Here is an 11,577-nt window from a genome sequence, read left to right as displayed (position 1 = left end):
TGTACCCACCGTGGGGCGCGGGACAGGTATGCCTGTGCGCTTCCACATCCTTGCGGACGGGCCCCCCGTCCTCCCAGTAGTTCTCCAGCAGGAGGATCAGACGAAGGGAAGCCGTATGCGCTTCGAGATCATGCGACTCGACGATGTCGACGGTACCGCCGTGGACAGCACCGTCGTGGACGCCGCCTCCGTCAACCGGATCGTGCAGCAGGCCGCGGCTATCGGCCAGCGCATCTATATCCGCCCGGCCGAAAGCTCGGCTTCGTAATACATGACGACGTAAAAGACGAAGCGCCCCCGCACGGATGGTCCGTGCGGGGGCGCTGTGGTGTCCGGGGCCGGGTCAGGCGTTCTGGATGACCTGGGTGACGCCGTTGATGATCTGCTGGACGGCGATGGCGGAAAGCATCATGCCGGCGAGCCGGGTGACCAGCACGACGCCGCCGTCCTTGATGACCCGGATGATCAGCAACGAGTAGCGCATGGTCAGCCAGAGCACGACATGCATGACGATGATCGCCGTCCAGACCGAGATCTGACTGCCGACGGTATCGGCGTGCTGCACCGCGAGGATCACCGAGACGATCGCTCCGGGGCCCGCGAGCAGCGGCATGCCGAGGGGGACGAGCGCCACGTTGACGTCCTTGGTCTGCGTCGGCTCGTCGGTCTTGCCGGTCAGCAGATCCAGCGCGATGAGCAGCAGGAGCAGCCCGCCCGCGATCATCAGCGCGGGGACGGAGACATGCAGATAGTCAAGGATCTGCTGGCCGAGCAGTCCGAAGACGGCGATCACACCGAAGGCGACGGCGACCGCCTGCAGCGCCATCCTGCGCTGCATCCGGGCGGGGCGGCCCGCGGTGAGGGCGAGGAAGATCGGGGTGATCCCGGGCGGATCCATAATCACAAAAAGCGTGAGAAAAAGGGATCCGAAGACAGCGACGTCGAACACAGTGAGCCTTGCGGGGAGAGAGCGGAAATGCGAGGGGGTGGCGCCCGCGGCCTTGTCGGCGGCTGCGGCGCGGCGCGCGCGAAAGCGCGGGCGTGAACGGGCGTGAACGGGTGAAGGAGTGGTGGTGCGTGCGCCGTTACGGGGCGACGGCTCCGCCGGCGCCCGGCACCGGGAAGGCTCCCGTGGCGCGCCGGGTGATCTCGCCGTAGATCTCCGGGTCGGTGGTGTACGCGCCGAGCTGCACGGTCTTGCGGCTGCCGTGGTAGTCGCTGGAGCCGGTGGCGAGCAGGCCGAGCTCGCGGGCGAGGCCGCGCATTCGGGCCCGGGTCGGCTCGTCGTGGTCCATGTGATCGGCCTCGATACCGTCGAGCCCGGCGGCGGCCAGCGCCGCTATCGAGGACTCGGGGACCGTCCGGCCGCGTTTGACGGCGGCCGGGTGCGCCATGACGGTGACGCCGCCGGCGGCCTTGACCAGCCGGATCGCGTCGAAGGGGTCGAGTTCGTGCTTCTCGGCGTACGCGCGCCCGCCGTCCGCGAGCCACTCGGACGTGAAGGCGTCGGAGACCGTCCCCACGACGCCGAGCTCGACCAGCGCGGTGGCGATGTGCGGCCGCCCGACCGAGCCGTCCCCGGCGATCCGCGCGACCTGCTCCCACTCGACGGGAACGCCCAGCTCCTGGAGCTTGCGCACCATGGTCCGCGCGCGCGGCACCCGGTCGTCGCGCACCAGCTCGCGCTCGCGCGCCAGCTCGGGCTCGTCGGGATCGAAGAGGTACGCCAGCATGTGCAGCCCCACGCCATCGAGGCGGCAGGAGAGCTCGGCGCCGGTGACCAGGGTGAGGCCCTCGGGGAGCGCGGCCACCGCGGCGGCATGGCCTCGGACCGTGTCGTGGTCGGTGAGCGCGACGACGTCGAGTCCCGCGGCGGCGGCGTTGCGCACCAGCTCGGCGGGGGTGTCCGTACCGTCCGATGCGGTGGAGTGGGTGTGCAGGTCGATGCGCACGACACGTACTCCAGATGCTCGCGGCCGGGTGGGGGACGCTCAAGGATAACCGGCGGCCACGCCCGCTCAGGGTCCGGTCAGCAGTCGGGGCGTGAGCGCGCCGCAGGGCACCAGGTCCACCTCTCCCCCGGCATCGCGCAGATCGGTCAGCACCAGCTCGTCGTACATCAGGAGCCCCGACTGCTCGGGCCACACGATCGCCCAGAGCCAGAGCCCGCGCGCCTCACCGGCGAAGACGGCCCGGTCCGCGGGTGCGTCCTTCACGTGCCAGAGCGGGGTCGGCCGGCCCGCGGCGAGCACCTTGGCGTCGGGCGGTCCGTCGACCCGCAGCAGCGGCCCCGGGTCCGGGCCGTCGATCCCGGCGAACCGCGCCCCGAGTCCGACGCCGAGCTCCTCCGCGACGAGCAGCAGCTCGCCGATCCCGCCGAGCGGCCCCGGTCCGGAACAGGCGACAGCGGTGGCCCGGCCCCCGCCGCGGTCGTCCCCCGCCGCAGCCACGCCGGTGAACAGCCAGCCGACCGGCAGCGGCCAGGGCATCCACACGGGGACCTGGGAGCGGTGCACCACCACCCCCAGCCCCTCGACGCTGGGCGGGATGACCGGCTGCATCGGATGCACGCTGCCGTGCGCGTCGCACTGCCAGGTGTCGTCGAAGAAACCGGGCGCCCTGACCCGGCCTCCGCACTTCGGGCAACTGGGTTCGCCCCTCATAGCGCCCAACGGTCCTCTCCGGCAGTCGCCGCGTCAAGGACGATCACCCTTCCGCAGCGTGCCCCGACCAGCGGATTTAGGTGTAGCTTGCATTTATTAGACACTCTAACTTATTCTGTGCACAACACACCGATCTAGTGGAGAGCGAGTAGTCCCATGCAGGGAGAGGATCCGTTCGAACAGGGAACGGCGAGCATCCTGCGCCAGCCGAAGGCCGTCTGGGCCACAGCGGGCGCTTCTGTGGTCGCGTTCATGGGAATCGGCCTGGTGGACCCGATCCTTCCGTCCATCGCGAAGGGGCTGGAGGCGACGCCGAGTCAGGTGTCCCTGCTGTTCACCTCGTACTTTCTGATCACGGCCGTCGCGATGCTCGTGACCGGCTTCGTCTCCAGCCGCATCGGGGGACGCAAGACGCTGCTGGCCGGTCTCGCGCTCGTCGTGGTCTTCGCCGCGCTCTCCGGCACCTCGTCCTCCGTCGCGGAACTCGTCGGATTCCGGGCCGGCTGGGGCCTGGGCAACGCACTCTTCGTATCGACCGCACTCGCCGTGATCGTCGGCGCGGCGGCGGGCGGCAGCTCGGCGGCGATCCTGCTGTACGAGTCCGCCCTCGGCCTCGGCATGGCCTGCGGGCCGCTGCTCGGGGCACTGCTGGGTGACGCCAGCTGGCGCTACCCGTTCTTCGGCACGGCCGCACTGATGGCGATCGGCTTCGTCTGCATCACGGCGTTCCTGAAGGAACAGCCCAGGCCGGCCCGGAAGACCTCGCTGCTCGACCCGCTCAAGGCGCTCGGCCACGGCGGGCTCGCCTCCGTCGCGACCTCGGCGTTCTTCTACAACTACGCGTTCTTCACGATCCTGGCGTTCACACCGTTCGTGCTGAACATGACCCCGTACAAGTCCGGTGCCGTCTTCTTCGCCTGGGGTCTGCTGCTGGCGGTCTTCTCGGTGCTCGTCGCGCCGAGGCTGCAGAAGCGCTTCGGCTCGCTGAAGGTGGTCGGCGCCTCACTGGTGCTGCTCGCCGCCGACCTGGTGATCCTCGGGTACGGCAACCACACGACGGCGATCGTCTGCACCATCGTCTCGGGCGCCTTCATCGGAATGAACAACACCGTCTACACGGAACTGGCGCTCGGCGTCTCGGACGCGCCGCGCCCGGTGGCCAGCGCGGGCTACAACTTCGTCCGCTGGTTCGCGGCCGCCGCCGCGCCCTATCTGGCCCCGAAGATCGAGGAGTGGAGCGACATCCACATCCCGTTCGTGGTCGCCGCGGCCGCCGCGGTCGTCGGTGCCGCCGTCATCTGGGTGCGCCGCTCGGCGCTCTCGCACGAGGCGCAGGAGCTGGAGCCGAAGCACGCCACCGAGGACGGCGTCACGGTATTCGCCGGCTGACCGCTCGTACCGCCCCGCCGCACGGCCCCGGCCGCGCGGCGGGGACTTCGTGTTCCGTTCGTCCCGGTCGGGGCGGCTCAGTCCAGGGCGACCGAGCCACGCAGCGGATCACGCAGATCCGTACCCTGCGACAGCCACCGCTCCTGGAGTTCCTGCGCACCGCGGACCCGCTTCCAGGCCGCCTCGTTGTGCGTCATCGGCAGCAACGGCAGAAACCGCACGGGCTCCATCGGCTCCGCGAGCTCCAGGTCCGGCACGAGCCCCCCGGACTCGGCGACCAGCACCGAGCTGAACGGCGCCCCGGGCCACAGCGGTTCACCCACGTCCAGAGAGGCGCCCGGGGCCACGATCACCCCCTCCACCTGGGGCGATGCCGCCAGTACCGCGAGCTTGCGCAGCACCTGGTCGGTGTCGGCCAAGCCGACCCGTACCGACAGGACGAGTTCGGCGCGCGGGCCCTTGACCGGGTCGGCGAGCGTGGCGGTCGGATCGGCCATCGGCTGGGCGGACATGCCGAGGGTGGCGTACCTCACCACGTCGCCGTCGATGAACCGGAGCACCTCGATCCGGTCCGTCCCGAGAAACGTCACTGCCGCACGTGCGTCCGGTTCACCCAGGGCCGTCCGCAGACGTGCCTCGACCGGAGCAAGAATTTCTGCCATGCCGCGAGCATAGGACGCGTATGGAACGGGCAAAGTAAGGGATTGGCCCTGTACCGGCTGCTAGCCTGGGGTGCCGGTCGGGACAGCACGCAGAAGCGTCGCTCTCAAGTCCCGGCGAAACGTCATCCCCTACGGGGGACCGACCGGAGGAGGTGGGGCTGCGGTGGATCCAAGTCGACCGTGCAGTACCAACCGCTCTTCCGCTCGACAGCTTTCCTCTGTGATCTGACGCCTTCTCGGTCAAGGCCCCTGGCATTTCGCACGACGGAAGAGCACTCCCTTTTTGCCTGTCTGTAGCGAACGCCGTCGTCGTGCCCCCGCGGTGCCGCCCGCTTTGCGGACGTGAGCCCACGTCCTCATTCCGGGCTGTTCCACGCCTGCGCCGACGGCCCTCCGTGAAGGAGCCAGCCATGTCGATGATCCGCGACCTGCGCGCCGTCGTGCGCCCGTCCCTGCGCAAGACCAACACCCTGCACAGCAGTTACGACACCACGCGCGACCCGTCCGCCTCCAGCGCGGTCGTCGACTGCGCGGTCTACCGCGACGGCCGCCGTGTCGCCGACGTGGAGGGCACCTGCCGTACGCCGCACGAGGCGATGCTCCGCGTGCGGGAGAAGGGCGGCTTCGCCTGGATCGGCCTCCACGAGCCGACCGAGGAGGAATTCGCCGTCATCGCCCGGGAGTTCGGGCTGCACCCACTGGCCGTCGAGGACGCCGTCCACGCCCATCAGCGGCCCAAGCTGGAGCGCTACGACGACACCCTGTTCACCGTCTTCAAGACGATCCACTACGTCGAGCACGCCGAGCTGACCGCGACCAGCGAGGTCGTGGAGACCGGCGAGGTGATGTGCTTCACCGGCCGGGACTTCGTCATCACCGTCCGGCACGGCGGCCACGGCTCGCTGCGCGCGCTGCGCCACCGGCTGCAGGATGACCCCGAGCTCCTCGCCAAGGGCCCTTCCGCGGTGCTGCACTCCATCGCCGACCACGTCGTCGACGGGTACATCGCGGTGGCGGCCGCGGTGCAGGACGACATCGACGAGGTGGAGATCGAGGTCTTCTCCACGCCGGACAAGGGCAGTCCACGCGGCTCGGACGCGGGCCGGATCTACCAGCTCAAGCGCGAGGTGCTGGAGTTCAAGCGGGCCGTCTCGCCGCTGCTGCGCCCGATGCAGCTGCTCAGCGAGCGGCCGATGCGGCTGATCGACCCGGACATCCAGAAGTACTTCCGGGATGTCGCCGACCACCTGGTCCGGGTGCAGGAAGAGGTCATCGGCTTCGACGAACTGCTCAACTCGATCCTCCAGGCCAACCTGGCGCAGGCGACCGTCGCGCAGAACGAGGACATGCGCAAGATCACCTCCTGGGCGGCCATCATCGCCGTACCGACGATGATCTGCGGCGTCTACGGCATGAACTTCAAGCACATGCCGGAGCTGCGCTGGACGTACGGCTACCCGATGGTCCTGGGCTTCATCGGCGTGGTCTGCTTCTCCATCCACCGCATGCTCAAGCGCAACGGCTGGCTCTGAGACCACCGCCCCGGGGCCCGTCTAAGCTCTGCCCCATGACTGCTGCTGACACGCTGCTCGGACCGGCCCTCGTCGAGGAGGCCACCAAGAAGTCGGGCCTCATCTGGGTGCGCGGCACCGGTCCCGCGCGGGCGCTGTGGCACGTATGGCACGAGGGGGCGGCGCATCTCGTCGGGGACGGTCCCGGCGAGCAGCCGCTCCCGGCCGGTCTCACCGACGGCGCCACCGCGGAGGTGACCGTACGCAGCAAGGACAAGGGCGGCCGTCTCGTCGCCTGGTCGGCGTCGGTGACGCAGCTCGCCCCGCACTCCGAGGAATGGGAGGCCTCGGTCGCCGAGCTCAAGGGCAAGCGGCTCAACGCTCCCGACGCCGAGCAGATGCCCGAGCGGTGGGCGCGCGAGTGCCGGATCATCACGCTGACCCCGCTCGACTCCCGTACGGAACTGCCCGCCACCTCGGGGGCGGCGGCCCCGCTGCCCACCACCGCGACCACCCGGCTGCCGGTGCCGGCCGGGCTGCCGAAGCTGCTGAAGAAGTCCCTGCGCAGGCCGTAGCGGGCCAGGCCTCAGGAGGTCGACTTCGGCAGCTGCTGCCCGTAGTCGACGGTCTCGTCCTCGGCCGGGGCCGCCAGCGCGAAGTCCTTGCCCCAGTCGGCGAGCTCGATGACACCCCCGCCACCGCCCCGGGCGAAACTCAGGGGGTACGGGGCGCCCTCCAGCGACACGTCCAGGGCTCCGCCGTCACCCTCACCGCCCAGGATCCGGATGGTGCGCACCCCGCCGACCTTGTCGCGGTCGCCCTTGCCGACCTCGCCGTGCAGCGTGAGCAGCCCGTCGAGCAGCACCTTCTTGTCCGTGAAGCCGCGCAGCTGCTTGTACGTGGGGTCGTCCTCGGGGACCTTCACGTACTTGTCGTCGAGCTTGTCGGCGGCAGCGCCACCCGCGTCGCCCTTCGCCCCGGCCTCCGCCTTCTTCGCGTCGTCGTGGCTCCAGAAGCCGGCGCCGGCCTTGAGGTAGAGCTCGTCACCGATCCGCAGCAGTTCGAAGGTGCTGTTCCTGGAGGTGACGGATCCCACGCCGCCCTTGTTCTTGAGCCGCATGTCGATCTTGTACGTACCGCCCTTGCTCACCAGCGTCCCGGCCAGCCGGACCGCGTCGGCGGAGTCCGCCGCCGTCTGCGCCTTCTTCTCGATCTCCGGCCCGGTCAGTCTGCCGACGCCGTTGGTCCCCTCGTCCGGATCCTCACCCGCGCACGCGGTCAGCACCGCGGTCAGCCCGGCGCAGAGCACCAGGGCGAGGGTGGCGGTCCGGCGGCGGGCCCGGACGGGCGGGACGAAAGAGGTCACGGGCGCACTTGCCTCTCAGCTGCATGGCGGGGGGTGGCAGACGGCAGCGTACCCGTGCCGCCTACGTCTTCCGGCAGAGAGCCGTACGGACGGTTCGCCGAGGCGACACGTAGCGGTACGGGCTAGCCTGATCACGTCATAAGGGTGCAAGAACTGTCGGAACCGAGCCCGGCCGCGGACGAGGAGGCGCAGGCATGGCACCAGGCACGCCCCGCGTCTTCGTCTCGCACCTGTCCGGCGTACCGGTCTTCGACCCCAACGGTGACCAGGTGGGACGCGTCCGCGACCTGGTCGCGATGCTCCGGGTCGGCGGACGGCCGCCCCGGCTGCTCGGCATCGTCGTCGAGGTGGTGAGCAGGCGCCGGATCTTCCTCCCGATGACCCGGGTCACGGGCATCGAGTCGGGGCAGGTGATCACCACCGGCGTGGTCAACATGCGGCGCTTCGAACAGCGGCCCACCGAACGTCTGGTGCTCGGCGAGTTCCTCGACCGGCGGGTCAGCCTGGTGGAGACCGGCGAGGAGGTCACCATCCTGGACGTGGCCATCCAGCAGTTGCCGGCCCGCCGTGACTGGGAGATCGACAAGTACTTCGTCCGCAAGGGCCGGGGCGGGGCGCTGCGCCGCAAGGGCGAGACGCTGACCGTCGAGTGGTCGGCCGTCAGCGGCTTCTCGCTGGAGGAGCACGGTCAGGGCGCGGAGTCGCTCGTCGCCACGTTCGAGAAGCTGCGCCCCACCGATGTGGCCAACGCCCTGCACCACCTGTCCCCGAAGCGGCGGGCGGAGGTCGCCGCCGCGCTGGACGACGACCGGCTCGCCGACGTCCTGGAGGAGCTCCCCGAGGACGACCAGGTGGAGATCATCGGCAAGCTCAAGGAGGAGCGCGCGGCGGACGTCCTGGAGGCCATGGATCCCGATGACGCGGCGGACCTGCTCTCCGAACTGCCCGAGGCGGACAAGGAGCGTCTGCTGACGCTGATGCGTCCGGACGACGCGGCCGATGTGCGGCGCCTCATGTCGTACGAGGAGCGGACCGCGGGCGGTCTGATGACCACCGAGCCGATCATCCTGCGTCCGGACGCGACGGTCGCCGACGCGCTGGCCCGGGTCCGCCAGTCCGACCTGTCCCCCGCGCTCGCCGCGCAGGTGTACGTGTGCAGGTCGCCGGACGAGACGCCGACGGGCAAGTACCTGGGCACGGTGCACTTCCAGCGGCTGCTGCGGGACCCGCCGTTCACCCTGGTCAGCTCGCTCGTCGACAGCGACCTGGTGGCGCTGCCCCCGGACACCCCGCTGTCGGTCGTGACGAGCTATCTGGCGGCGTACAACATGGTCTCGGTGCCCGTGGTGGACGAGAGCGGCTCGCTGCTGGGCGCGGTGACGGTGGACGACGTCCTGGACCACCTGCTGCCCGACGACTGGCGGGAGACCGACTTCCACGGCCGCGAGGGGGTGCCCGGTGACCGGTGAGGACCGCTCCAGGGCGTCGAACGGCTCGACGGCGCTGACCCGCACCCCCCGGGCCCGGCTCGATCTGCCGAAGGCCCCGCGCCGGCGGCTGCTGCCGGAGTACGATCCCGAGGCGTTCGGCCGGTTCTCGGAGCGCATCGCGCGCTTCCTGGGCACCGGGCGGTTCATCGTCTGGATGACGCTGATCATCATCGTGTGGGTGGTGTGGAACATCTTCGCGCCGGGGAACCTGCGGTTCGACGAGTATCCGTTCATCTTCCTGACCCTGATGCTGTCGCTCCAGGCCTCGTACGCGGCCCCGCTGATCCTCCTCGCGCAGAACCGGCAGGACGACCGCGACCGGGTCACCCACGAGCAGGACCGGAAGCAGAACGAGCGCTCCATCGCCGACACCGAGTACCTGACCAGGGAGATCGCCGCGCTGCGGATGGGCCTCGGGGAGGTCGCCACACGCGACTGGATCCGCTCCGAACTGGAGGACCTGGTGAAGCACCTGGAGGAGCGGCAGGCGCTGCGGGCCGCCGAGAGTGACGAAGACCGCTGAAAGAGCTACCCGCGCGTAGCGACGGGCGCCGTACCATCGTCCGTATGGCTACGGAAGACGCGGTGCTTGAGGCACTGGCGACAGTGAACGACCCGGAGATCCACCGCCCGATCACCGAACTCGGCATGGTGAAATCGGTCGAGATCGATCCTGACGGTGTGGTCGCTGTCACGGTGTATCTCACCGTCTCCGGCTGCCCGATGCGCGAGACGATCACCAAGAACGTGACGGACGCGGTGGCCCGCGTCGAAGGTGTGTCGCGGGTCGAGGTCACGCTCGACGTGATGAGCGACGAGCAGCGCAAGGACCTCGCGACCTCGCTGCGCGGCGGCACGGCGGAACGCGAGGTGCCCTTCGCCAAGCCCGGTTCGCTGACCCGGGTGTACGCGGTCGCCTCCGGCAAGGGCGGTGTCGGCAAGTCCTCGGTGACGGTGAACCTCGCGGCGGCGATGGCGGCCGACGGCCTCAAGGTCGGCGTCGTGGACGCGGACATCTACGGGCACAGCGTGCCCCGGATGCTCGGTGCGGACGGCAAGCCGACCCAGGTCGAGAACATGATCATGCCGCCGTCCTCGCACGGCGTGAAGGTCATCTCCATCGGCATGTTCACCCCGGGCAACGCCCCGGTCGTCTGGCGCGGCCCGATGCTGCACCGCGCGCTCCAGCAGTTCCTCGCCGATGTGTACTGGGGCGACCTGGACGTCCTGCTGCTCGACCTGCCGCCGGGCACCGGTGACATCGCGATCTCCGTGGCCCAGCTGGTGCCGAACGCGGAGATCCTGGTCGTCACGACACCCCAGCAGGCCGCGGCCGAGGTGGCCGAGCGGGCCGGCTCGATCGCCGTCCAGACCCACCAGAAGATCGTCGGTGTCGTCGAGAACATGTCGGGCATGCCGTGCCCGCACTGCGACGAGATGGTCGACGTGTTCGGCTCGGGCGGCGGCGCCCGGGTGGCCGAGGGGCTGACGAAGACGGTCGGCGCCGAGGTTCCGGTGCTCGGCTCCATCCCGATCGACGTACGGCTGCGTGAGGGCGGCGACGAGGGCAAGCCCGTCGTGCTCTCCGACCCCGACTCCCCGGCCGGCAAGGCCCTGCGCTCCATCGCGGAGAAGCTGGGCGGCCGTCAGCGCGGCCTGTCCGGCATGTCCCTGGGCATCACCCCGCGCAACAAGTTCTGACCCGCTACGCACTGGTGCCGGGGACCGTCCGGTCCCCGGCACCAGTGCGTCGTTCCCGGGCCCGCCGCGCGGCTACGCGTACGTCGTGATGTCGCCGACGACCGAGAACCCGAGCCCGTACGCGCTCATCCCCCGCCCGTACGCCCCGATGTGCACACCCCGCGCCGACCCGGCCAGTACCCAGCCGAACTCGGACTCGCGGTAGTGGAAGGGCACCGGCACACCGTCGACGGGCAGGGACAGCGCCGACCACGCGGGGCCGTCCAGGTCGTCGGCGAGCTCGAACGCCGTCTCCGTCTGCTGGTCCAGCCAGTCGTCGCGCAGGGTGTGGTCCATCTGCGGGGGCCAGGTGCAGGCGAGCAGGCCGGAGCCGGCCAGCCACGCCGCGGAGGAGACCGTCGTCGCGTCCAGGACCCCCGTGCCGTCGCCGCTGCGCCGCACCGGGCTGCTGGCCACGGTCACGACGACCGCGAACCTCTGCTTGTCCGCACCGGAGTCGCCGCTCCGTGCCAACGGTTCGTCACCATGACCGGTGGAACCGTGCTGCACCGTGCCGTCCGCCGCGGTGCCCACCTGCATCAGCCAGCGGGGCCCGGTGAAGGCCTCGTCCAGTCCGTACCAGGGGAACGGCGCGCGCAGATAGCCGTCGACCGTGAGCCGGGCCGCCGGCACCCCCTCCGCCGTGGCTGTGTCCGGCGCACCTTCCGCGCCCACCCGACTCGTTGTCTCCATCTGCCCGGCCGCCTCCTCGATCGTCAAGGTCCGGAGCGGCCCACCCCCCTCGGGCGTACTCAC

At 70.3% G+C, this 11,577-nt stretch carries 13 protein-coding genes; 7 read left to right on the top strand and 6 right to left on the bottom strand.

Annotation, left to right across the window (positions count from 1 at the left end; all coding sequences use genetic code 11):
- The first annotated feature begins 115 nt into the window (after positions 1 to 115).
- Positions 116 to 268: a hypothetical protein gene (locus tag ACZ4LX_RS32155; RefSeq protein WP_198676864.1), complete on the top strand. Its 153-nt coding sequence runs from the start codon at positions 116 to 118 to the stop codon at positions 266 to 268.
- 75 nt (positions 269 to 343) lie between these two features.
- On the opposite strand, the gene ACZ4LX_RS32150 is transcribed toward ACZ4LX_RS32155, so the two are convergent.
- The 3 genes from ACZ4LX_RS32150 to ACZ4LX_RS32140 form a co-directional block, all read right to left on the bottom strand.
- On the bottom strand, positions 344 to 949 hold the full coding sequence (locus ACZ4LX_RS32150) for a MarC family protein (protein ID WP_219572776.1): 606 nt from the start codon (positions 947 to 949) through the stop codon (positions 344 to 346).
- Between the two features lie 136 nt (positions 950 to 1,085).
- Entirely contained in the window at positions 1,086 to 1,952 is an 867-nt protein-coding gene (locus tag ACZ4LX_RS32145) for a PHP domain-containing protein (protein ID WP_467650440.1), read from the bottom strand.
- Positions 1,953 to 2,018: 66 nt separating this feature from the next.
- Entirely contained in the window at positions 2,019 to 2,663 is a 645-nt protein-coding gene (locus ACZ4LX_RS32140) for a DUF6758 family protein (protein ID WP_467650439.1), read from the bottom strand.
- A 156-nt stretch (positions 2,664 to 2,819) separates the two neighbouring features.
- Here ACZ4LX_RS32140 and ACZ4LX_RS32135 point away from each other — a divergent pair, with 156 nt between their 5' ends.
- Positions 2,820 to 4,052, top strand: a complete 1,233-nt coding sequence (locus tag ACZ4LX_RS32135) for an MFS transporter (RefSeq protein ID WP_467650438.1) — start codon at positions 2,820 to 2,822, stop codon at positions 4,050 to 4,052.
- A gap of 77 nt (positions 4,053 to 4,129) precedes the next feature.
- Here the strand turns inward: ACZ4LX_RS32135 and ACZ4LX_RS32130 are convergent, their stop codons facing one another.
- Positions 4,130 to 4,714, bottom strand: a complete 585-nt coding sequence (locus tag ACZ4LX_RS32130) for a suppressor of fused domain protein (RefSeq protein WP_467650437.1) — start codon at positions 4,712 to 4,714, stop codon at positions 4,130 to 4,132.
- Between the two features lie 410 nt (positions 4,715 to 5,124).
- Here ACZ4LX_RS32130 and ACZ4LX_RS32125 point away from each other — a divergent pair, with 410 nt between their 5' ends.
- A complete protein-coding gene (locus ACZ4LX_RS32125) occupies positions 5,125 to 6,246 on the top strand; it encodes a magnesium and cobalt transport protein CorA (protein ID WP_467650436.1) in 1,122 nt (373 codons plus the stop codon).
- Between the two features lie 35 nt (positions 6,247 to 6,281).
- Positions 6,282 to 6,800, top strand: coding sequence for a hypothetical protein (locus tag ACZ4LX_RS32120; protein ID WP_467650435.1), 519 nt, complete (start codon positions 6,282 to 6,284; stop codon positions 6,798 to 6,800).
- A gap of 11 nt (positions 6,801 to 6,811) precedes the next feature.
- Here ACZ4LX_RS32120 and ACZ4LX_RS32115 read toward each other — a convergent pair whose 3' ends face one another.
- On the bottom strand, positions 6,812 to 7,591 hold the full coding sequence (locus ACZ4LX_RS32115; protein ID WP_467650434.1) for a hypothetical protein: 780 nt from the start codon (positions 7,589 to 7,591) through the stop codon (positions 6,812 to 6,814).
- A 194-nt stretch (positions 7,592 to 7,785) separates the two neighbouring features.
- Here ACZ4LX_RS32115 and ACZ4LX_RS32110 point away from each other — a divergent pair, with 194 nt between their 5' ends.
- From ACZ4LX_RS32110 to ACZ4LX_RS32100, 3 genes are read left to right on the top strand one after another with little or no spacing between them, the layout of a single operon-like run.
- Positions 7,786 to 9,060: a magnesium transporter MgtE N-terminal domain-containing protein gene (locus tag ACZ4LX_RS32110; RefSeq protein WP_363066559.1), complete on the top strand. Its 1,275-nt coding sequence runs from the start codon at positions 7,786 to 7,788 to the stop codon at positions 9,058 to 9,060.
- Complete coding sequence (locus tag ACZ4LX_RS32105) at positions 9,050 to 9,604, top strand: DUF1003 domain-containing protein (protein ID WP_467650433.1); 555 nt, start codon at positions 9,050 to 9,052, stop codon at positions 9,602 to 9,604. The genes ACZ4LX_RS32110 and ACZ4LX_RS32105 overlap by 11 nt, the downstream gene beginning before the upstream one ends.
- 44 nt (positions 9,605 to 9,648) lie before the next feature.
- Entirely contained in the window at positions 9,649 to 10,782 is a 1,134-nt protein-coding gene (locus ACZ4LX_RS32100) for an Mrp/NBP35 family ATP-binding protein (protein ID WP_467650431.1), read from the top strand.
- A gap of 72 nt (positions 10,783 to 10,854) precedes the next feature.
- On the opposite strand, the gene ACZ4LX_RS32095 is transcribed toward ACZ4LX_RS32100, so the two are convergent.
- Positions 10,855 to 11,514 (bottom strand): hypothetical protein, encoded by a 660-nt coding sequence (locus tag ACZ4LX_RS32095; RefSeq protein WP_467650430.1) that lies wholly within the window; start codon positions 11,512 to 11,514, stop codon positions 10,855 to 10,857.
- Positions 11,515 to 11,577: the final 63 nt, after the last annotated feature.

The sequence above is a fragment of the Streptomyces sp. NPDC026062 genome, assembly GCF_055568375.1.
This window is presented reverse-complemented; position numbering and strand designations above follow the sequence as displayed.